Here is a 17,334-nt window from a genome sequence, read left to right on the forward strand (position 1 = left end):
GACTGGAACACGTTATAGAACCCACGTACAACATGCTCAACGGGCAGCATGGTCAAGGGAGATCGCGTCATGGCCGACAACCGTGCCGGGACGGGAACCGCACTGCCGAAGGGATTCCGCAGTGCCGAGCAGGGCTGGCCCGAGCTGGATCGCATCCCGCATCCGCCCCGCCGCCTTCCCCTGCTCGGCGACGTGCTGGGCGTCGATCGGCGCACGCCCCTGCAGGACTCGGTGCGGCTGGCCCGCGGCCTGGGCCCGATCTTCCGGCGCAAGGCGTTCGGCAATGAGTTCGTGTTCGTGTGGGGCGCCCGGCTCGTGGCGGACATCGCGGACGAGTCCCGGTTCGCCAAGCATGTGGGCCTGGGCGTCGCCAACCTGCGTCCGGTGGCCGGGGACGGGCTGTTCACGGCGTACAACCACGAGCCGAACTGGCAACTGGCGCACGACGTGCTGGCTCCCGGCTTCAGCCGCGAGGCCATGGAGGGCTACCACTCGATGATGCTGGCCGTGGCCGGCCGGCTCACGGACCACTGGGACCGGGAACTCGCGGCCGGGCACACCGTGGACGTGCCCGGCGACATGACCAAGCTGACCCTGGAGACGATCGCCCGCACCGGGTTCGGGCACGACTTCGGCTCGTTCGAGCGCAGCCGCCCGCATCCCTTCGTCACCGCGATGGTCGGCACGCTGACCTATGCACAGCGGCTGAACAGCGTGCCCTCGCCGCTGGCTCCGCTCATGCTGCGGGATGCCACGCGCCGCAACGCCGCCGACATCGCCCACCTCAACCGGACCGTCGACGACCTGGTGCGGGCCCGGCGCGAGTCCGGTCGTGGGGACGGGGACCTGCTCGACCGGATGCTGGAGACGGCCCACCCGGAGACCGGCGAGCGGCTCTCGCCGCAGAACGTACGACGCCAGGTGATCACCTTCCTGGTCGCCGGGCACGAGACCACCTCGGGCGCGCTGTCCTTCGCGCTGCACTACCTCTCCCGGCACCCCGAGATCGCGGCCCGCGCACGGGCCGAGGTGGACCGGGTCTGGGGCGACACCCCGGCGCCCGCCTACGACCAGGTCGCCAAACTCCGGTACGTACGACGGGTGCTGGACGAGTCGCTGCGGCTGTGGCCCACGGCACCGGCCTTCGCCCGCGAGGCACGGAAGGACACCGTGCTGGGCGGCGAGCACCCGATGCGGCGCGGCGCCTGGGCGCTGGTGCTGACGCCGATGCTGCACCGCGATCCGGAGGTGTGGGGCGCGGACGCGGAGCAGTTCGACCCGGACCGCTTCGACGCGAAGGCTGTCCGGGGACGCGCACCGCACACCTTCAAGCCGTTCGGCACCGGGGCGCGGGCCTGCATCGGCCGCCAGTTCGCGCTGCACGAGGCGACGCTGGTCCTCGGCCTGCTGCTGCGCCGCTACGACCTCCGCGCCGACCCGGGCTACCGACTGCGGGTGACGGAACGCCTGACCCTGATGCCCGACGGCCTGCGGCTGAGGCTCGGCCGGCGCACCGCTCCCGCGCAGGCCGCCGCTGCGCTCACCGCCCCGCAGGATGCCGTGTCAGCGGGCCGCTGCCCAGTGCACGGGATGGGTGACTGACCCCGGCAGCCGGGTGCCGGCACTGCCGCGCGCCGCGTCGATCTGTGGCTGGGTGAGGAAGAAGGCGCCGGTCAGATCGGCGTCCGTGAGGTCGGTGTCACGCATGTCCGCCCCGATCATGTCCGCGCCGCGCAGATCGGCGCCGGTCAGATCGGCGGCGATGAGACAGGCGCCGCGCAGACTCGCGCCGCGCAGATCGGCACCCTTCAGCCGGGCACCGACGAGATCGGCGCCCCTGCGGTCCTTCTTCCGGCCGCGTACGCCGGCCCGCGCCAACTCGCTGGTGCGCAGCAGCAGGACGTTGACCTCCTGGCGGTGCGCGGCCACGTCGAGCACGGCGAGTTCCCCGGCGGTCTGCCGGGTCAGCCGCTCGGTCGTGTCCCGGGCGGCGCGCAGGTCGGCGTGGACCGGACGGGCGGCGGGCAGGCCGAGGGCCTCGTCGAGGTACCAGAGCAGTTCGTGCAACTGCCGCACGACCGGGAACACCTCGAACATCCGGCGGGCGTGTTCCTTCGAACCCGTGCGCCAGTCCTGCCCGCCGAAGGTGACCTGAGAGACCTTCTGGCCCGCGCCGAAGCAGTCGTACACCGTGCAGCCGGAGAACCCCCGCTGCCGCAATTCGGTGTGAATGCCGCACCGGTGGTCGTCCCGGAGGTTGCGGCAGGGCGTGCCCGCGGGCTTGTCGAGCGCGAAGTCGGCGGAGGTGGCGAAGGGCAGGGCGACACAGCACAGCCCGAAGCACTGCGCGCAGTCCCCTCGCAACTCGGGGCGCATGGCCGTCGAATCTGGCATGCCGACCAGCCTACTGGCCCGCGACGGGTCCGCCGCGCCGGGCGTCGCATGCGGAACCGGAGAGGATCGTGCATGTCATCGGTTCGATCGCTCTAACAAGTGAACTGCTCACGTTGATTTCATCGAAGAAGCGAGATTCCTCCGAGATGAACAGGGAGCAGTTTCATGGCACTCGACTCGTACGTCGGTCTCGGCCGGTCCGGGCTCAAGGTGAGCCCCTTCTGCCTCGGCGCGATGAACTTCGGCGAAGACGGCGGCTTCGGCTGCGACGTCGAGGAGTCGGAGAAGATCCTCCAGACCTACCTCGACCGCGGCGGCAACTTCGTCGACACCGCCAACTTCTACACGAACGGCCACTCCGAGGCGATCCTCGGCGACTTCCTCGCCGCCCACCCTGGCCTGCGCGACCGGCTGGTGCTGGCCACCAAGTTCTTCGGCAACCTCCACCTCGGCGACCCCAACGGCGGCGGCGCCGGCCGCAAGGCGGTCATCGGCCAGCTGGAGGACTCGCTGCGCCGCCTGCGGACGGACCACATCGACCTGTACTGGCTGCACAACCACGACTGGTCCACACCCATCGAGGAGACCCTGCGCACACTGGACGACCTGGTCACCGCCGGCAAGATCCGTTACGTCGGCTTCTCCGACACCCCGGCCTGGTTCACCGCCAAGGCACACACCATGGCTCTGCTGCGCGGCTGGACGCCGGTCACGGCACTGCAGATGGAGTACTCGCTGCTGGAGCGCACCATCGAGGGCGAGCTGGTGCCGCTGGCCCAGGACGCCGGAATGGGGCTGCTGCCATGGAGCCCGCTCAAGAGCGGGTTCCTTTCGGGGAAGTACCGCAAGGGGCGGACGGCGCCCGCCGACACCCGGCGGTCGGCCGCACTGGGACAGCCCGACGAGGCCCAGTTCACCGTGATCGAGGCGCTCGCGGGCGTCGCCGAGGAGGCCGGCGCGAGCCCCGCCGCGGTGGCGCTGGCCTGGGTGCAGGGCCGTCCCGCCGTCAGTTCCACGCTCATCGGCCCGCGGAAGGTGGAGCATCTGGAGGCCAACCTGGCGGGCCTCGAGGTACGGCTGACCCCGGAGCAGACGGCGGTGCTGGACGAGGTGTCGGCCCCGGTCCTCGACTTCCCGTACGACCTCAACCGGCAGGTGGGCGCGATGCTCAAGTACGCCGGGGCCACCGTCGACGGTGTGCCCAGCGCGGTGTATCCGCCGCTGCTGGAGAGCACGGCGCGCTACTGACGTCCGGTGCGAGGCGATGGTGACGTCCGCAATTCGCGGTCAGAGACCGCGGATCGGCCTCCTAGGACCGCGGGGAGAGCCGTCGCCGGAACACCCTGCTGAGCCAGGGCATCACCGCGTGGGTGAGCAGCGGCGCCAGGATGATCGGGAAGACCGCGGTGCGCCAGCGCAGGGCCCAGCCGTGGAAGTGTTCGGCGACGAGACCGTCGTAGAGCAGCGCGAACGGGTAGACGGCGAGGATCGTCACCAGCGACATCTTCCATCGTGCCGGGGGCTTCGCGGAGATGCCCGGCACGTTGAACCACGTCTCCAGGCCGGTGGTGGCCAGATGGGGCCGTACGGGCCGTACGAGCGGCGCGGCACTCTGCTGCCACTCGGCCCGCTGCGGCGAGGTCATCCAGCGGTCCAGGGCGGAGGTGTCCGCGAAACGGACGACCGCGTGATACCGGGCGCCTTCTCCTTCCGGCCGCAGCCAGGTGACCCCCTCATGGCCGGGAAAGGCGGCCGCCTCCCGCTCCATCCCGTGTGCCCATCGTTCGAAATCCGACTCGTGCCCGGACTTCACCTCCCAGGTGAAGACCACGGTCACCGCCTCGCGGACTGCCGACGCAGTACCAGAATCGTACGGTTGCGCCCCTCATGTGGCGGTATGAGGATGAAAGTGCCGCTATAGGAGGTAACTCATGTCTGTACGCAGTTCGGACCTCACCGAGCGTGGGCAAGCACTCGACGAGCGAGGCCCCGGTCCGGTCACGGTGGTGCTGTCGGTCAACGGCACCGAGCGTTCCCTGGAGATCGAGCCACGGGTCAGCCTGCTCGACGCGCTGCGGGAGCACCTGGATCTGACCGGCGCCAAGAAGGGCTGCGACCAGGGCACCTGCGGCACCTGCACGGTGTGGGTGGACGGAAACCGTGTGCTGTCCTGCCTCACCCTGGCGCTGACGTGCGAGGGACACGAGGTGACGACCGTCGAGGGGTTGGCCGACGGCGAGGAACTGCACGCCATGCAGCGGGCTTTCATCGCCGAGGACGCCTTCCAGTGCGGCTTCTGCACCCCCGGCCAGATCATGTCCGCGGTGGCCCTGCTGAAGGAAGGCCACGCGCACGACGATGCCGAGATCAAGGAGTGGATGAGCGGCAACATCTGTCGCTGCGCGGCCTATCCCCATATCCGCGCCGCCATCCGTGCCGTCCGCGACGAAGCACAGTGAGGTGAGCCGTGCGGCCGATCACCTACTCACGGGCCACCGACACCGCCACCGCGGTCGCCGCGGTCAGTGCGGATCCGACCAGTGACTTCCTGGCGGGCGGAACCACCGAGATCGATCTGCTGCGGCAGAACGTCCTGCATCCGCGGCGGCTCGTCGACATCAATCAACTGCCGCTGACCGGTGTCGAGTTGCTGCCGGACGGCGGTGTGCGCATCGGTGCCCTGGCCCGGATGAGCGAGGTCGCCGCGACACCCGTCGTCCGCGAGCGCTATCCCCTGATCAGTCAGGCGCTGGAGCTGGGCGCCTCGGCGCAGCTGCGGCACATGGCGTCCATGGGCGGAAACCTGCTGCAGCGCGTGCGGTGCTCGTACTTCCGTGACGCCGAGTCGCCCTGCAACAAGCGTGAGCCGGGCGCCGGTTGCTCCGCGATCGACGGGTTCAGCCGGGGGCACGCCGTGCTGGGCACGAGTGAGCACTGCATCGCCACCCACCCCTCGGACGTGGCGGTCGCGCTGATGGCCCTGGACGCGACGGTGCACACACTCGGGCCGTCGGGCGAACGGTCGTACGCCTTCGACGACTTCTTCCTGCTGCCGGGCGACAGCCCGCACCGCGAGCATCCGATGGCCCACGGCGAGCTGATCACGGCGATCGAGGTCCCCGCGGCACCGGTGGCGCGCAACTCGCTGTATCTCAAGGTCCGGGACCGGGAGAGTTACGAGTTCGCGCTCGTCTCGGTGGCGGCCGCGCTGTCCGTGGTGGACGGCACGATCGCGGATGTGCGCGTGGCTCTGGGCGGCGTGGCCACGAAGCCGTGGCGGGCCTGGCGCGTCGAGGACTTCCTGATCGGCGCCCGTACGGTGCGGAGCAACTTCGAGCAGGCGGCCAGGGTCGAACTCATCGAGGCCAGGCCGACCCCGATGAACGCCTTCAAGGCCGAACTGGCGCAACGCACGATCGTGCGCGCCCTCGACACACTCACCGGCGACCCTGGCAGGAGCGCGTCATGACGACCATCGCACCGGCAATCGGACAGTCTCTGGACCGTGTCGACGGCCGGGCCAAGGTCACTGGCAGCGCACGCTACTTCGCCGAGACCCCGATCCCCGGCATCTCCTACGCCGTTCTCGTCGGTTCCCGCATCGCGAACGGCCGTATCACCGGCATCGACGCGGGCGACGCCCGGGCCGAGGAGGGTGTACTCGCCGTCCTGACGCACGAGAACCTGCCGAGCATCGCGGAACAGCCGCCGCTGATCCCCTCGCTGGGCGGCACCGCGGCACCCGGGCAGACGTTCTTCCCCATGCAGGACGACGTCGTCCACTACGCCGGCCAGCACATCGCGATCGTCGTCGCCGACACCCTGGAGCGGGCCCAGTACGCGGCGAGCCTGATCCGCGTCTCGTACGAGGAGCGGCCACCCCTCGTCACCCTCGACCAGGGACGCGACCAGGCCTACGTACCCGACCGCGTCTTCGGCGGCTGGCTGCCCGGCCGGGTCTCGCGCGGGGACATCGAGACCGGCCTGGCGGCGGCGGACGTGCGGGTGGACACGACGTTCAGCTACGCCGCGAACAACCACAACCCCCTCGAGCCGTCCGGCACGACGGCCGAGTGGGACGGCGACGAAGTGCTGCTGCACGACGCCACCCAGGGAGTCAACGCCACACAGATCACCGTGGCGCGCCAACTGGGCATTCCCCTGTCGAAGATCCGGGTGATCGGTCACTACGTCGGCGGCAGCTTCGGCTCCAAGGCGATGATCCACGACCACGCTGCGCTCGCCGCGCTGGCCGCCCGCGAGGTCGGCAGGCCGGTGAAGCTCGTCCTGACGCGTGAGCAGATGTTCACGTCGGTCGGGCACCGGGAGGAGCAGGAACAGCGGATCACCCTCGGGGCGACGCGGGACGGCCGGCTGACCGGGATCCGGCATCACAAGCTGTCGCCCACCTCGCACTTCGACGACTGGGCCGAGCCCAGTCTGGGCGTCTCGCCGGAGATCTACGGCTGCCCGAACTTCGACGGTGTCTACCGGATCTTCCGGGCCAACACCATGACCCCCACCTTCATGCGGGCGCCCGGTGAGGCGAGCGGGATGTTCGCCCTCGAGTGCGCCATGGACGAGCTGGCCGGTGAGCTGGGGATGGATCCGATCGAGCTGCGGGAGCGCAACCTCTCGGCGGTCAGCCCCTCTTCGGGGCGGCCGTGGTCCAGCAGCGGTCTGCTCGAGTGCTACCGGCGCGGCGCCGAGCGCTTCGGCTGGGAGGGCCGCGACCCCCGGCCGGGCAGGCGCCGCGAGGGCAACTGGCTGATCGGGACGGGCATGGCCAGCGCGGGTTATCCGGTCGTCCTGCCGCCCAACCCCCAGCGTGCGCGGGCCCGGATGTACGCCGACGGCACCGCCGTCGTGCAGGCAGCCACCCCCGACTTCGGCACAGGTGTCGCCACGGTGATGACGCAGGTCGCCGCCGACGCCCTCGGCATGTCCCTGGACCGCTGCCGCTTCGAGAACGGGGACACGGACCTCCCCAACATCGCTGCCGCGGTGGGATCGGCGGGCTCGGGCATGATCAGTGCCGCCGTGCACAGCGCCGCCACCGCACTGCGCAACCAGCTCATCGCCCAGGCGACCGGCGACAGCAACTCGCCGCTGTACGGGGCGGATCCGGTCGACGTCGTCGTACAGGACGGAGTGATGACGGCCGGGACCGCGCGGGAGTCGTACGCCGAGTTGCTGCAGCGCGATGTCCAGCCGGACGCCGAGGCGACCGGCACATGGAGTCCGCCGGGCGGCGATCCCGGGTACGGGATGATGACCTTCGGCGCCCAGTTCGCCGAGGTGGCGGTGGACGCCGAGCTGGGGCTGGTCCGGGTGCGGCGCCTGACCGGCGCCTTCGCCCCGGGCCGGGTGCTCAACCCCAAGCTGGCACGCAGCCAGCTGATGGGCGGCATGCTCTGGGGCCTCGGACAGGCACTCCTCGAGGCCAACCACATGCATCCGCGCACCGGCCGCTGGGCCGGCGCGAGCCTGGGTGAGTATCTGGTCGCGGTTAACGCGGACGCGCCGGACGTCGACGTCGAGCTGGTCGAGGTCGAGGACAGCGTCGTCAATCCGCTGGGCGTCAAGGGTGTGGGCGAGATCGGGCAGGTCGGGGTCGCGGCGGCGATCGCGAACGCCGTCCACCACGCGACCGGACGGCGGGTCCGGAAGCTGCCGATCGCCATCGAGGATCTGCTGTAGGTGCGGCCGGGGTCGTTCACTGGCGAGCGCATGATGGTGTCCGCAGCCCGAGCCGGTCGGAAGAAAGCGAAGCAGCGAGTGACACCGAAGCCGCACACCGTGGGCGTTCTCGTGTTCGACGACATGAAGATGCTCGATCTGTCCGGTCCTGCCGAGGTCTTCAGCGAAGCCAACCGGTTCGGCGCGGACTACCGGCTGACGGTCGTCTCGGTGAGCGGGGCCCCGGTGCGCACCTCCATCGGCCTGCGGGTGCCGGTGGACACGGACGCGGCATCGGTCTCCGAACCGGACACCCTGCTGGTGGTGGGCGGCGACCTGCTGCCCGGCTTCCCCGTCGATCCGGATCTCAGTACGGCCGCGAAGAGACTCGCGGAGCGGGCCGGACGGGTCGCGTCGATCTGTACAGGCGCGTTCATCCTGGCCGCGGCGGGACTCCTGGACGGCAAGCGCGTGACGACGCACTGGCAGCACACCACGCTGCTGGCCCGCGGCTACCCGTCGATGCGGGTGGAGCCCGACGCCATCTTCGTCAAGGACGGCACGACCTACACCTCGGCCGGCGTCACCGCGGGCATCGACCTGGCGCTCGCGCTGGTGGAGGAGGACCACGGTCCCGACCTGGCCCGCGGTGTCGCGCGCTCGCTGGTGGTGTTCATGCAGCGGTCCGGCGGGCAGTCGCAGTTCTCCGCCTCGCTCCAGGGCCCGGCCCCTCGGACCCCGGTGCTGCGGCTGGTCCAGGACCTGGTGCAGGCCGACCCCTCGGCCGACCACAGCCTGGACTCCCTGGCCGCGGGGGTGCGGGTCAGCCCCCGGCATCTGACCCGAATGTTCCGCGCCGAACTGGACACCACGCCGATGAAGTACGTGGAGCTGATCCGCTTCGACCGGGCCAAGGCGCTCCTCGACTCCGGGCACACCGCCACCGAGGCCGCGTCCCTGTCGGGTTTCCCCAGCTACGAGAGCCTGCGGCGCGCCTTCGTCCGGCACCTGGGCGTCTCCCCCACCCGCTACCAGCACCGCTTCGCCACCACACGGCCCGCTTCCCGCCCGGAGCGTGACATCGAGGAGAAGGCATGACCGTTTTCGAGGACGTGTTGGCCATCGCGTAGCGGACGCGGCAGCCGCACCCACCGGAGACTGGACACATCGTTCGAAGCTCTCCCAGGAGGCAGACATGACCGAGAAGATCGCCGGCATCGAGATCCCCGACAGCAAGCTCGTCAAGGACGCCACCGACCTCATCCGCGACACCACACCCCCGCTGATCTTCCACCACTCCCGGCGGGTCTATCTCTTCGGCAGCCTCCAGGCGCGGGCGCTCGGCATCACGCCCGATCCGGAACTGCTGTACGTGGCGGCCCTGTTCCACGACACCGGCCTGGTGCCGCCCTATCGCAGCGACGACCAGCGTTTCGAGATGGACGGTGCCGACCAGGCGCGCGCGTTCCTGCTCAGCCACGACGTCGTGGACGGCGCGGCCGACACCGTGTGGACGGCCATCGCCCTGCACACCACCCCGGAGGTGCCGTACAAGCTGGCCCCGGAGATCGCGGCCACCACCGCGGGCGTCGAGACCGACGTGCTCGGTATGCACCTGGCGAACATCAGCCAGGCCGAGATCGACGAGGTCACCGCCGCGCACCCCCGCCCGGACTTCAAGCGGCAGATCCTCCAGGCGTTCACGGACGGCTTCAAGCACCGCCCCGACACCACGTTCGGCACGGTGAACGCGGACGTCCTGGAACACTTCGTCCCCGGATTCCACCGTATCGACTTCGTGGACGTCATCCAGAACTCCGCCTGGCCCGAGTAGGACGGACGACATGACGGACGTGCACTCCACGGTCGCGGCCGACCCACGCAGGATCCTGCACTGGTTCGATCTCATGTGCCCCTTCTGCTACGTCGGCCGGCAGAGGAACGAGATCTTCGCCGCGCACGGACTGGACGTCGTGCACCTGCCGTTCCAGATCCACCCGGAGATCCCGCCCCGCGGCATCGAGGCCGGACGGCGGGAGGGAGCGATGTACACCGCACTCGAACAGGAGGCGGTCCGTGCCGGCCTGACGCTCGACTGGCCGTCACGGCTCCCGAACACGCGGATGGCCCTGGCGGCGGTGGAATGGGCGCGTCTGCACCGTCCCGATGCCGTGGACCGGTTCATCGGCGCCCTCTTCGCGGCCCACTTCGCGCTGGGCGAGGACCTGGGCCACAGGGCGACAGTGGACCGTCATGCCGTCGAGGCGGGCATCGATCTCGACGCGCTGCACGGGGCGTTCGAGGACGGCAGCGCCCTTCGGGATCTCGACCAGGTGGAGGCGCTGGGCGCCGAGTTCGGGGTCCGGGCGACGCCCAGCTGGCTGGTCGCCGGGCGGCTGGTCTCGGGCCTGCTGCCACCGGAGCGGTTCGAACAGCTGGCGGACGACGCCGTGGGACAGCTGCTCTGACCGCCACCGGCCGCCACCGCTCCCGACGCGGGCACGATAGGAATGTCCCGGGACTGACCTGCACGTCGGGGAGGACATGGAATGACGAGGGCGAACGCGGCCGGCCGTGGTGACCGGAAGAGCAAGGACGCGGGCGGCGCGGACGCGCAGCCGGCGACGGCCTCCGGCGGCCGGCCGCGTGACCCGGCGATCGAGGAGGCGATCATCCGGGCCACGCGCCGACGGCTGGCCACCGACGGATATGCGTCGATGACGATCGGCGACATCGTCGCCGACGCCGGGGTCACCCGCCCCACTCTGTACCGGCGCTGGGCGAACAAGTACGAGCTCGTCATCGACGCTCTTCAGGACGGGCTGCGCAAGCAGCGCGAGGCGTATCCGCCGCTGGACATGGACGGCCTGGCGCCCCGCGAAGCCTTCACCGAGGCCGTACGACGGCTGGACCCCCGCTACCACAACGAGCGGGCCATGGCGCTGCACGGCAATTTCATGGCCGAGGTGGAACGGGTACCCGGACTGCTGGAGCAGTTGCGGGAACACGGTGTCCGCCCGCGCTGCGAGAAGTTGCTGCTGACCCTCGTCTCGCTTCAGCGACGCGGTGCGGTGCGCGAGGACGCGGACCTCGACATGGTCGTGACGCTGTGTTTCGGCAGCTACTTCGCGGACTACCTGCGCACCGGCCGGGACGTCCCCGACGGTCTCGCGGAACAGGTCGTCGCCACGATCTGGCCGGCCATCGCCGTCGGGTCCGCGGGCTGACGGCGGGGCGGGTAGGCCTTGCCCCTCGGCCCTGATGTAATTACATTACACAAACTCACTGTAATTGAAATGGATCGATGCCGCCATCAGGGCACCGAACGGCGGCAACGCCCAGCGCCGGCACTTCCTCGCGGTCGACGATCCCGCGCTCAAGGAACGACTCGCCGCGCTCTACCGGACGTCCCGGCAGCGGGAGTACGCGGAGATCGCTGAGGGTGCCCTCGCCAGGACGATCCACGACCCCGAGGCGCACGCGGCCACGCTGCGCAAGGTCGAGGCATCGGGTCAGTACTTCACGGAGCACTTCACCGACATCCCGCTGCTCCTGTTCGTCTTCTCCATCGACGACCACGGCGGCGCGAACATCTACCCGGCCATCTGGAGCATCCTGCTCGCCGCCAGGGCCGAGGGCGTCGGCGGTGTCATCACCACGATGCTGCGGTACGAGGAGAAGTCCGTCCACGAACTGCTCGGTGTGCCGACCGGGGACGGCTGGCGGATGAACGCCATGCTGGCGCTCGGCTACCCGCTCGGCCGCTGGGGTGTCGCCGCGAACCGACGGCCCGTGCACGAAGTGTCCAGCCGCAACCGGTGGGACGGCCCGATCGGCGCAACCGTGCCGGCACCCCTGTGGCCTCGTGCCGTGGACTGACCCGCTCGGCGGACGAGCACGAACTCACCGATGAGTTTCCTGGGTTGTGGGAGTCTCCTCATGCAACGGAAAACAAGTCCGGGTATCACGGAGACAGCAGCCGACGAAGTCAGGAGCCGGCCGACCCCAGGAGACGGATCATGTGCAGCCACCAGCCACCGTGCCCCAGCGCCGACCGCCCCGACCACCATGCCGCCGTCATCGTGTCGGCCCACCCCGAACAGGGCTGGAGCCTGCTGTGCAACGGCACCATCGTCTTCGACGACACCGGCGAGGTGCTGCCCGACGGGCGGACCGTCGGACCGCACCGCGCCCTCGGTCCGCTGACCGTGGCCGCCTGACCGTCACTCGCCCGGGCCGGGCAGGCCGATGCGGGCGAGCCGGTCGGGGTCGGACAGGATGTACATGCCGGTGATCCGGCCCTCGGCGATCGTGACCGACATGACCGCAGGCGGCGCCCCCTCGTGCAGGGTGATGACGCCCAGCGCGCCGTTGACCAGCGCGAGCCGGGAGAACTTCGCGAACTGCCGGAACATGAAGGCCTGTTCGGCCACCGGTCGGGCCCCGCGCACCAGCTTGGACACGGCGGCGCCCCGCACCAGCGCGCCCGAGTCGGCGCGCAGCACCACGTCCGGGTGGAGCAGCGAGACGAGCGCCTCGAAGTCGCCGCCGCGCGAGGCGGCCAGGAAGGCCTCCAGGACCTCGCGCTGCCGGCCGAGATCGGGATCGGCCGCCGGGGTGGCGCCCTGGACCCGGCGACGGGCCCGGCTCGCGAGCTGCCGGGTGGCCGCCGAACTGCGTTCCACGACCGGCGCGATGTCGTCGAAGGGCACGGCGAACATGTCGTGCAGCACGAACGCGAGGCGCTCGGCGGGCTCCAGCGCCTCCAGGACCACGAGCAGCGCGAGGCCGACCGAGTCGGCCTGCAGCACCTCTTCCTCGGGATCGATCCCGGACAGCGGCCGGACCACCGGGTCCGGGACGAACGTATCGTCCAGCGGCTCCTCGCGGTGCGCGGTGCGCGAGCGCAGCATGTCGAGGCAGACCCGGCCGACGACGGTGGTGAGCCAGCCGCCCAGGTTCTGGATGGCGGCGGCGTCCGTCCGGCTCAGCTTCAGCCAGGTCTCCTGGACGGCGTCCTCCGCCTCGGCGAGCGAGCCGAGCATGCGGTAGGCCACCGCGCGCAGCTGTCCGCGGTGCTCCTCGAAGCGCTCGGCCAGCAGGTCGGTGTCGTGCGTGCCGTTCATGTACTCCCCCGTTCGGTCGGTCTGCGGTGTCACCCCTCGTCGCGGGCCAGGGCCAGCAGCCGGTCCAGGACGCGGGGCGCCCCGGTACGCAGGCCGTCGTGCTCGAACTCGTCGGTGACCCAGGTGCGCAGGCCGCGGATCGCGCGGGCGGTGCGCAGCGAGTGGGCGGCGTCGACGTACATGTCGTCGTGGTAGACGGCCGCGGCGACCGGCACCTCGTTGGCGGCGAGCCGCGCCGGGTCGTACAGGGGCCGCCAGTCGGTGCGGGCGGCAAGCAGGTCGGCCGCCTCGCGCAGGGGGCGCAGCGCCGGGTCGGTGTCGAACGTCCAGGGGTGGACGGTCTCGCCGGTGAACAGGACCGGCGCGTCCCCCGCGAGGGCCTTGGCCGCGTCGAACTGCGGGAACTCGGCGCGGACCCGTTCGGCGGCCCATGCGGTGGGGCGCGGGTCCTGGCCGTAGATCGGCTCCTGGAGGAGGGCGTACAGCGGGTGGTCCGCGTACGACAGGAGGCCCTGGACCGCCTCCTGGAAAGCGTCGGACAGCTCCGGGCCGGCCGGGGTGCGGACGAAGGCGTCCTCCAGGAGGTAGTGGAGGCGGTGGCTGCCGTCGCTCATGCCGAGCATGAGGCCGAGGGACTGGAAGGCCTCGACGGTGAACCGGTAGCCGTTCGGCAGGACCACGTCGTGGGTGAGCAGGTGATCGGCGATACGGCGGGCCCGCTCGACGTCCTGCGGATAGCGGGCGTAGTGCGCGCCGACCTTGCGCTCGATGCGCGGGTAGGCGGCCCGGTAGACGTCGTCGGCGTGGGCGTCGAGGGAGGGCAGCCCGCCGGTGATCACGGCGCCGGCGACGCCCTCGGGTGCCAGGGAGAGGTAGGACACCGCGCAGAAGCCGCCGAAGCTCTGGCCGAGGACGGTCCAGGGGGCGCCGCCGGTGAGCCGCGGTCGGATCAGCTCGCAGTCGCGGACGATCGAGTCGGCGCGGAAGTGCGTGAGGTAGTCGGCCTGCTCGGCCGGGGTGCCCCGCAGCGGGAGCGTCTGGCGGTTGGCGGGCGTGGAGTGGCCGGTGCCGCGCTGGTCGAGGAGCAGGACCCGGTACTCGTTCAGGGCACGTTCGAGCCAGGCCTGCTTTCCGATGAAACGGTTCGCCCCGAAGCCGGGGCCGCCCTGCAGATAGACCAGCCAGGGCAGGTCGTCGCCGGCCTTGCCGCTCGCGACGACCTCACGGGCGTACAGCTCGATCGTCTCGCCCTCGGGATCCGCGTGGTCCAGGGGCACGGTGAAGCGGCGGTCGGTCAGGACGACGCCGGGCTGGCGGTAACTGTGGCTCAACAGGTCTCCCGGGACGGACGGATGGTCGCGTCCCAGTTCAGCACATGGCCCGGTACGGCCTAAGACCCGGGATCATGAATCCGTACTGAATCCTGGATCAGCGGGAAGCAAGACTCGAGCGGCGCACGACCAGTTCCGGCTGGAGGACCACCCGCCGGTGCTCGTGCGTCCCGGGCGCGTTCTGCGCCTCGGTCTCCTCCAGGAGCAGCTCCGCGGCGAGGGCGCCCATGGTGACGGCGGGCTGGCGCACGGAGGTGAGCGGGACGGCGGCGGCCGCCGCGAACTCGATGTCGTCGTAGCCCACGATGGCGAGGTCGTCGGGGACGACGACGCCGGCCGCGTACACGGCCTGCAGTACGCCGAGGGCGAGCAGGTCGTTGGCGCAGAACACGGCGGTCGGACGGTCGGCGAGGCCGAGCAGGCGGGCGCCCGCGTCCCGGCCCGCGGCGACGTCGAGCCGCTCGGTGGGCAGCTCACGCAGCGCCTCGGGGCCGAGCCCCGCCTCGGCCAGCGCGTTCAGGGCGCCGGTGCGACGGTCGCGCACCTGGTTGAGTCCGGGCGGCCCGCTGACGTACGCGATCGACCGGTGCCCGGCGTCCACCAGATGCCGTACGGCCAGCGCGCCGCCCGCCACGTCGTCGACGGAGACCGAGCACTCGGTGGTGCCCTCGGCGACCCGGTCGACGAGCACGAAGGGGATGCCGTGCCGACGGAGCGCGTCGATGTTCCGGCCGGTGGCGTCGGCCGGGGTGAGCAGGACGCCGCGCACCCGCTGCTCGGCGAAGAGCGCCAGGTAGTCGGCCTCCTCCGCGGCGTTCTGCGCACTGTTGCAGACCATCACGCCGAGCCCCGCCTCGCGCGCCGCCCGCTCGGCGCCGCGGGCGACGTCGACGAAGAACGGGTTGCCCATGTCGAGGACGAGCAGGCCCATGATCCGGCTGCGGCCGGCGCGCAGTTGCCGCGCGGACTCGCTGCGGACGTAGCCGAGCCGGTCGATGGCCGACAGGACACGCGCCCGGGTGTCGCTGGCGACGGTGTCCGGGCGGTTGATGACGTTCGAGACCGTGCCCACCGAGACTCCGGCGGCGCGGGCGACGTCCTTGATACCCACCGACTGGGCCATCGGGCGGGGACCTCCAGAAAGACGGGGGGCGGCGGGAAGGCTTCACGTTACCGTCACCGCGCCCCACAACGGACCGGTCACGCAGGCAGTGCGAAGTCCACCACATGGAGTGCCGAGCGGGACCACCGCTCGGCCGGGGACGGCCGCCGTGCCGTGCCCGGGAGGGCGGCGGCAAGCGAGGCCGTCACCGGAACCGTGTGCCTGCTCACGAGCGGGACCTCCGGATCAGGCGAGATGGAACACTTCGGTGAGCGGTTTCATGGCCTCGTCGGGCCGGGCGCCGTCCAGCGACTCGAAGAACGGCGCCATCTCCGCCTGCCAACGGGCGTTGACATCGGTGGCTTCCATGCCGGCCTGCGCGGCCGCGAAGTCCTCGGTCTCCAGGTAACCGACGAGCAGGCCGTCCTCGCGCAGGAAGAGCGAGTAGTTGTGCCAGCCGGTGGCCGAGAGCGCCTCGAGCATCTGCGGCCACACGGCGGCGTGCCGCTCGCGGTACTCGTCGAGGCGGTCCGCCCTGACCTTCAGCAGGAAGCACACGCGCTGCATCAACAACCCTCCGTGGACTAGAAGTTGAACTGGTCGATGTTCTTCGCGTCGAACACGGTCGGCTTGCCCAGGTTGATCACGCCGTCCTTGCCGATCGTGTACGACGTCTCGCCGGCCTTGAAGGTCTCGCCCTCCTTGCCGGTGATCTGCCCGGAGGCCAGCGCGACGGCGGTACGGGCGGCGAGGTCGCCGAGCTGGGCCGGGTCCCACAGCTCGAAGCCGTCGACGGTGCCGTTCTTGACGTACTTGCGCATGTCGTTGGGCGTGCCGAGGCCGGTCAGCTTGACCTTGCCCTTGTACTTGGAGCCGGACAGGTACTGGGCGGCTGCCTTGATGCCGACGGTGGTCGGGGAGATGATCCCCTTCAGGTTCGGGTGCTCCTGGAGGAGGCCCTGGGTCTGCTGGAAGGACTGCTGGGCGTCGTCGTTGCCGTACGCGATCTTGACGAGCTTGACGTCCTTGTACTTGGGGTCCTTCAGCTCGTCCTTCATGAAGCCGATCCAGGTGTTCTGGTTCGTCGCGGTCTGCGCGGCGGACAGGATCGCGATCTCGCCCTTGTAGCCGATCTGTTCGGCGAGCAGCTGCACCTCGGTCCGGCCCAGGTCCTCGGCGCTGGCCTGGGAGACGAAGGCGTTGCGGCAGTCCGGGTTGGTGTCGGAGTCGTAGGTGACGACCTTGATCCCGTTGCTCATGGCCTGCTTCAGCGCGGTGCACAGAGCGCCGGGGTCCTGCGCGGACACGGCCATCGCGTTCACCTGCTGCTGGGTGAGCGTGTTGACGTAACTCACCTGCCCGGCGGTGTCGGTGGCGCTGGAGGGACCGACCTCCTTGTACTTCTCGCCCAGTTCGGTCAGCGCCTTCTCGCCGCCCTTGTCGGAGGTGGTGAAGTACGGGTTGTTGACCTGCTTGGGCAGGAAGCCGACGGTCAGCCCCTTCTTGAGGGCGGCGTTCGGGTCCGCCTTGCCGGCGGAGGCGGCCGAGCCCTTGTCCTCGCTCTTGACGTCGTTCTTGGTGGTGCCGCCGCAGGCGGTCACGGCGAGGGCGAGGGAGGTGGCGGCGGCGAGGGCCGCACAGGTACGGCGGATCGACGACTTCGACATGGAAGGTCCTTTGGGGTTCGGTAAGAGGGTGAGCG

General features: G+C 70.6%; 18 protein-coding genes. 11 read left to right on the forward strand and 7 right to left on the reverse strand.

Annotation, left to right across the window (positions count from 1 at the left end; all coding sequences use genetic code 11):
• Positions 1-69: 69 nt before the first annotated feature.
• Positions 70-1,602 carry a cytochrome P450 gene (locus IEZ19_RS02400; protein ID WP_189309254.1) on the forward strand — a complete coding sequence of 511 codons (1,533 nt, stop codon included), beginning with the start codon at positions 70-72 and terminating at the stop codon, positions 1,600-1,602.
• Here IEZ19_RS02400 and IEZ19_RS02405 read toward each other — a convergent pair.
• On the reverse strand, positions 1,564-2,394 hold the full coding sequence (locus IEZ19_RS02405; protein ID WP_189309255.1) for a pentapeptide repeat-containing protein: 831 nt from the start codon (positions 2,392-2,394) through the stop codon (positions 1,564-1,566). The genes IEZ19_RS02400 and IEZ19_RS02405 overlap by 39 nt on opposite strands.
• Before the next feature lie 165 nt (positions 2,395-2,559).
• Here IEZ19_RS02405 and IEZ19_RS02410 point away from each other — a divergent pair, with 165 nt between their 5' ends.
• A complete protein-coding gene (locus tag IEZ19_RS02410) occupies positions 2,560-3,642 on the forward strand; it encodes an aldo/keto reductase (RefSeq protein WP_189309256.1) in 1,083 nt (360 codons plus the stop codon).
• 61 nt (positions 3,643-3,703) lie between these two features.
• Here the strand turns inward: IEZ19_RS02410 and IEZ19_RS02415 are convergent, their stop codons facing one another.
• Positions 3,704-4,225 (reverse strand): antibiotic biosynthesis monooxygenase, encoded by a 522-nt coding sequence (locus IEZ19_RS02415; protein WP_189309257.1) that lies wholly within the window; start codon positions 4,223-4,225, stop codon positions 3,704-3,706.
• Between the two features lie 100 nt (positions 4,226-4,325).
• Here IEZ19_RS02415 and IEZ19_RS02420 point away from each other — a divergent pair, with 100 nt between their 5' ends.
• The 9 genes from IEZ19_RS02420 to IEZ19_RS02460 all read left to right on the forward strand — a co-directional run bounded on the left by IEZ19_RS02420 (position 4,326) and on the right by IEZ19_RS02460 (position 12,293).
• A complete protein-coding gene (locus IEZ19_RS02420) occupies positions 4,326-4,853 on the forward strand; it encodes a (2Fe-2S)-binding protein (protein ID WP_189309258.1) in 528 nt (175 codons plus the stop codon).
• An 8-nt stretch (positions 4,854-4,861) separates the two neighbouring features.
• Positions 4,862-5,863, forward strand: coding sequence for an FAD binding domain-containing protein (locus IEZ19_RS02425; protein WP_189309259.1), 1,002 nt, complete (start codon positions 4,862-4,864; stop codon positions 5,861-5,863).
• Positions 5,860-8,094, forward strand: coding sequence for a xanthine dehydrogenase family protein molybdopterin-binding subunit (locus tag IEZ19_RS02430; RefSeq protein ID WP_189309260.1), 2,235 nt, complete (start codon positions 5,860-5,862; stop codon positions 8,092-8,094). Before IEZ19_RS02425 ends, IEZ19_RS02430 begins: the two co-directional genes overlap by 4 nt.
• A gap of 99 nt (positions 8,095-8,193) precedes the next feature.
• Positions 8,194-9,171: a GlxA family transcriptional regulator gene (locus IEZ19_RS02435; RefSeq protein WP_268248602.1), complete on the forward strand. Its 978-nt coding sequence runs from the start codon at positions 8,194-8,196 to the stop codon at positions 9,169-9,171.
• Positions 9,172-9,268: 97 nt separating this feature from the next.
• The gene (locus tag IEZ19_RS02440; protein ID WP_189309261.1) at positions 9,269-9,907 is read left to right on the forward strand and encodes an HD domain-containing protein; all 639 of its coding nucleotides are present in this window, start codon (positions 9,269-9,271) and stop codon (positions 9,905-9,907) included.
• Positions 9,908-9,917: 10 nt separating this feature from the next.
• Positions 9,918-10,541, forward strand: a complete 624-nt coding sequence (locus tag IEZ19_RS02445) for a DsbA family oxidoreductase (RefSeq protein WP_189309262.1) — start codon at positions 9,918-9,920, stop codon at positions 10,539-10,541.
• A gap of 81 nt (positions 10,542-10,622) precedes the next feature.
• A complete protein-coding gene (locus tag IEZ19_RS02450; protein WP_189309263.1) occupies positions 10,623-11,300 on the forward strand; it encodes a TetR/AcrR family transcriptional regulator in 678 nt (225 codons plus the stop codon).
• 64 nt (positions 11,301-11,364) lie between these two features.
• Positions 11,365-11,952 (forward strand): nitroreductase family protein, encoded by a 588-nt coding sequence (locus IEZ19_RS02455; protein WP_189309264.1) that lies wholly within the window; start codon positions 11,365-11,367, stop codon positions 11,950-11,952.
• A 140-nt stretch (positions 11,953-12,092) separates the two neighbouring features.
• Positions 12,093-12,293 (forward strand): DUF5999 family protein, encoded by a 201-nt coding sequence (locus IEZ19_RS02460; RefSeq protein WP_189309265.1) that lies wholly within the window; start codon positions 12,093-12,095, stop codon positions 12,291-12,293.
• A gap of 3 nt (positions 12,294-12,296) precedes the next feature.
• Here the strand turns inward: IEZ19_RS02460 and sigJ are convergent, their stop codons facing one another.
• From sigJ to rhaS, 5 genes are all read right to left on the reverse strand, one after another.
• Positions 12,297-13,199: an RNA polymerase sigma factor SigJ gene (gene sigJ, locus IEZ19_RS02465; RefSeq protein ID WP_189309266.1), complete on the reverse strand. Its 903-nt coding sequence runs from the start codon at positions 13,197-13,199 to the stop codon at positions 12,297-12,299.
• A 29-nt stretch (positions 13,200-13,228) separates the two neighbouring features.
• Positions 13,229-14,530 carry an alpha/beta fold hydrolase gene (locus IEZ19_RS02470; RefSeq protein WP_189309267.1) on the reverse strand — a complete coding sequence of 434 codons (1,302 nt, stop codon included), beginning with the start codon at positions 14,528-14,530 and terminating at the stop codon, positions 13,229-13,231.
• A 97-nt stretch (positions 14,531-14,627) separates the two neighbouring features.
• A complete protein-coding gene (locus IEZ19_RS02475; protein WP_189309268.1) occupies positions 14,628-15,653 on the reverse strand; it encodes a LacI family DNA-binding transcriptional regulator in 1,026 nt (341 codons plus the stop codon).
• Between the two features lie 225 nt (positions 15,654-15,878).
• Positions 15,879-16,199: an L-rhamnose mutarotase gene (locus tag IEZ19_RS02480; RefSeq protein WP_189309269.1), complete on the reverse strand. Its 321-nt coding sequence runs from the start codon at positions 16,197-16,199 to the stop codon at positions 15,879-15,881.
• Between the two features lie 17 nt (positions 16,200-16,216).
• Positions 16,217-17,299, reverse strand: a complete 1,083-nt coding sequence (gene rhaS, locus IEZ19_RS02485) for a rhamnose ABC transporter substrate-binding protein (RefSeq protein ID WP_189309270.1) — start codon at positions 17,297-17,299, stop codon at positions 16,217-16,219.
• Between the last annotated feature and the right edge of the window lie 35 nt (positions 17,300-17,334).

The sequence above is a fragment of the Streptomyces brasiliensis genome, from assembly GCF_014647875.1.
GTDB lineage: Bacteria > Actinomycetota > Actinomycetes > Streptomycetales > Streptomycetaceae > Streptomyces > Streptomyces brasiliensis.

What these genes read in the sequence shown, in the direction of transcription:
- IEZ19_RS02400 (WP_189309254.1), top strand. Translation starts at nt 70, where the DNA reads ATGGCCGACAACCGTGCCGGGACGGGAACCGCACTGCCGAAGGGATTC.
- IEZ19_RS02405 (WP_189309255.1), bottom strand. Translation starts at nt 2,394, where the DNA reads ATGCCAGATTCGACGGCCATGCGCCCCGAGTTGCGAGGGGACTGCGCG.
- IEZ19_RS02410 (WP_189309256.1), top strand. Translation starts at nt 2,560, where the DNA reads ATGGCACTCGACTCGTACGTCGGTCTCGGCCGGTCCGGGCTCAAGGTG.
- IEZ19_RS02420 (WP_189309258.1), top strand. Translation starts at nt 4,326, where the DNA reads ATGTCTGTACGCAGTTCGGACCTCACCGAGCGTGGGCAAGCACTCGAC.
- IEZ19_RS02430 (WP_189309260.1), top strand. Translation starts at nt 5,860, where the DNA reads ATGACGACCATCGCACCGGCAATCGGACAGTCTCTGGACCGTGTCGAC.
- IEZ19_RS02440 (WP_189309261.1), top strand. Translation starts at nt 9,269, where the DNA reads ATGACCGAGAAGATCGCCGGCATCGAGATCCCCGACAGCAAGCTCGTC.
- IEZ19_RS02445 (WP_189309262.1), top strand. Translation starts at nt 9,918, where the DNA reads ATGACGGACGTGCACTCCACGGTCGCGGCCGACCCACGCAGGATCCTG.
- IEZ19_RS02450 (WP_189309263.1), top strand. Translation starts at nt 10,623, where the DNA reads ATGACGAGGGCGAACGCGGCCGGCCGTGGTGACCGGAAGAGCAAGGAC.
- IEZ19_RS02460 (WP_189309265.1), top strand. Translation starts at nt 12,093, where the DNA reads ATGTGCAGCCACCAGCCACCGTGCCCCAGCGCCGACCGCCCCGACCAC.
- sigJ (WP_189309266.1), bottom strand. Translation starts at nt 13,199, where the DNA reads ATGAACGGCACGCACGACACCGACCTGCTGGCCGAGCGCTTCGAGGAG.
- IEZ19_RS02475 (WP_189309268.1), bottom strand. Translation starts at nt 15,653, where the DNA reads ATGGCCCAGTCGGTGGGTATCAAGGACGTCGCCCGCGCCGCCGGAGTC.
- IEZ19_RS02480 (WP_189309269.1), bottom strand. Translation starts at nt 16,199, where the DNA reads ATGCAGCGCGTGTGCTTCCTGCTGAAGGTCAGGGCGGACCGCCTCGAC.
- rhaS (WP_189309270.1), bottom strand. Translation starts at nt 17,299, where the DNA reads ATGTCGAAGTCGTCGATCCGCCGTACCTGTGCGGCCCTCGCCGCCGCC.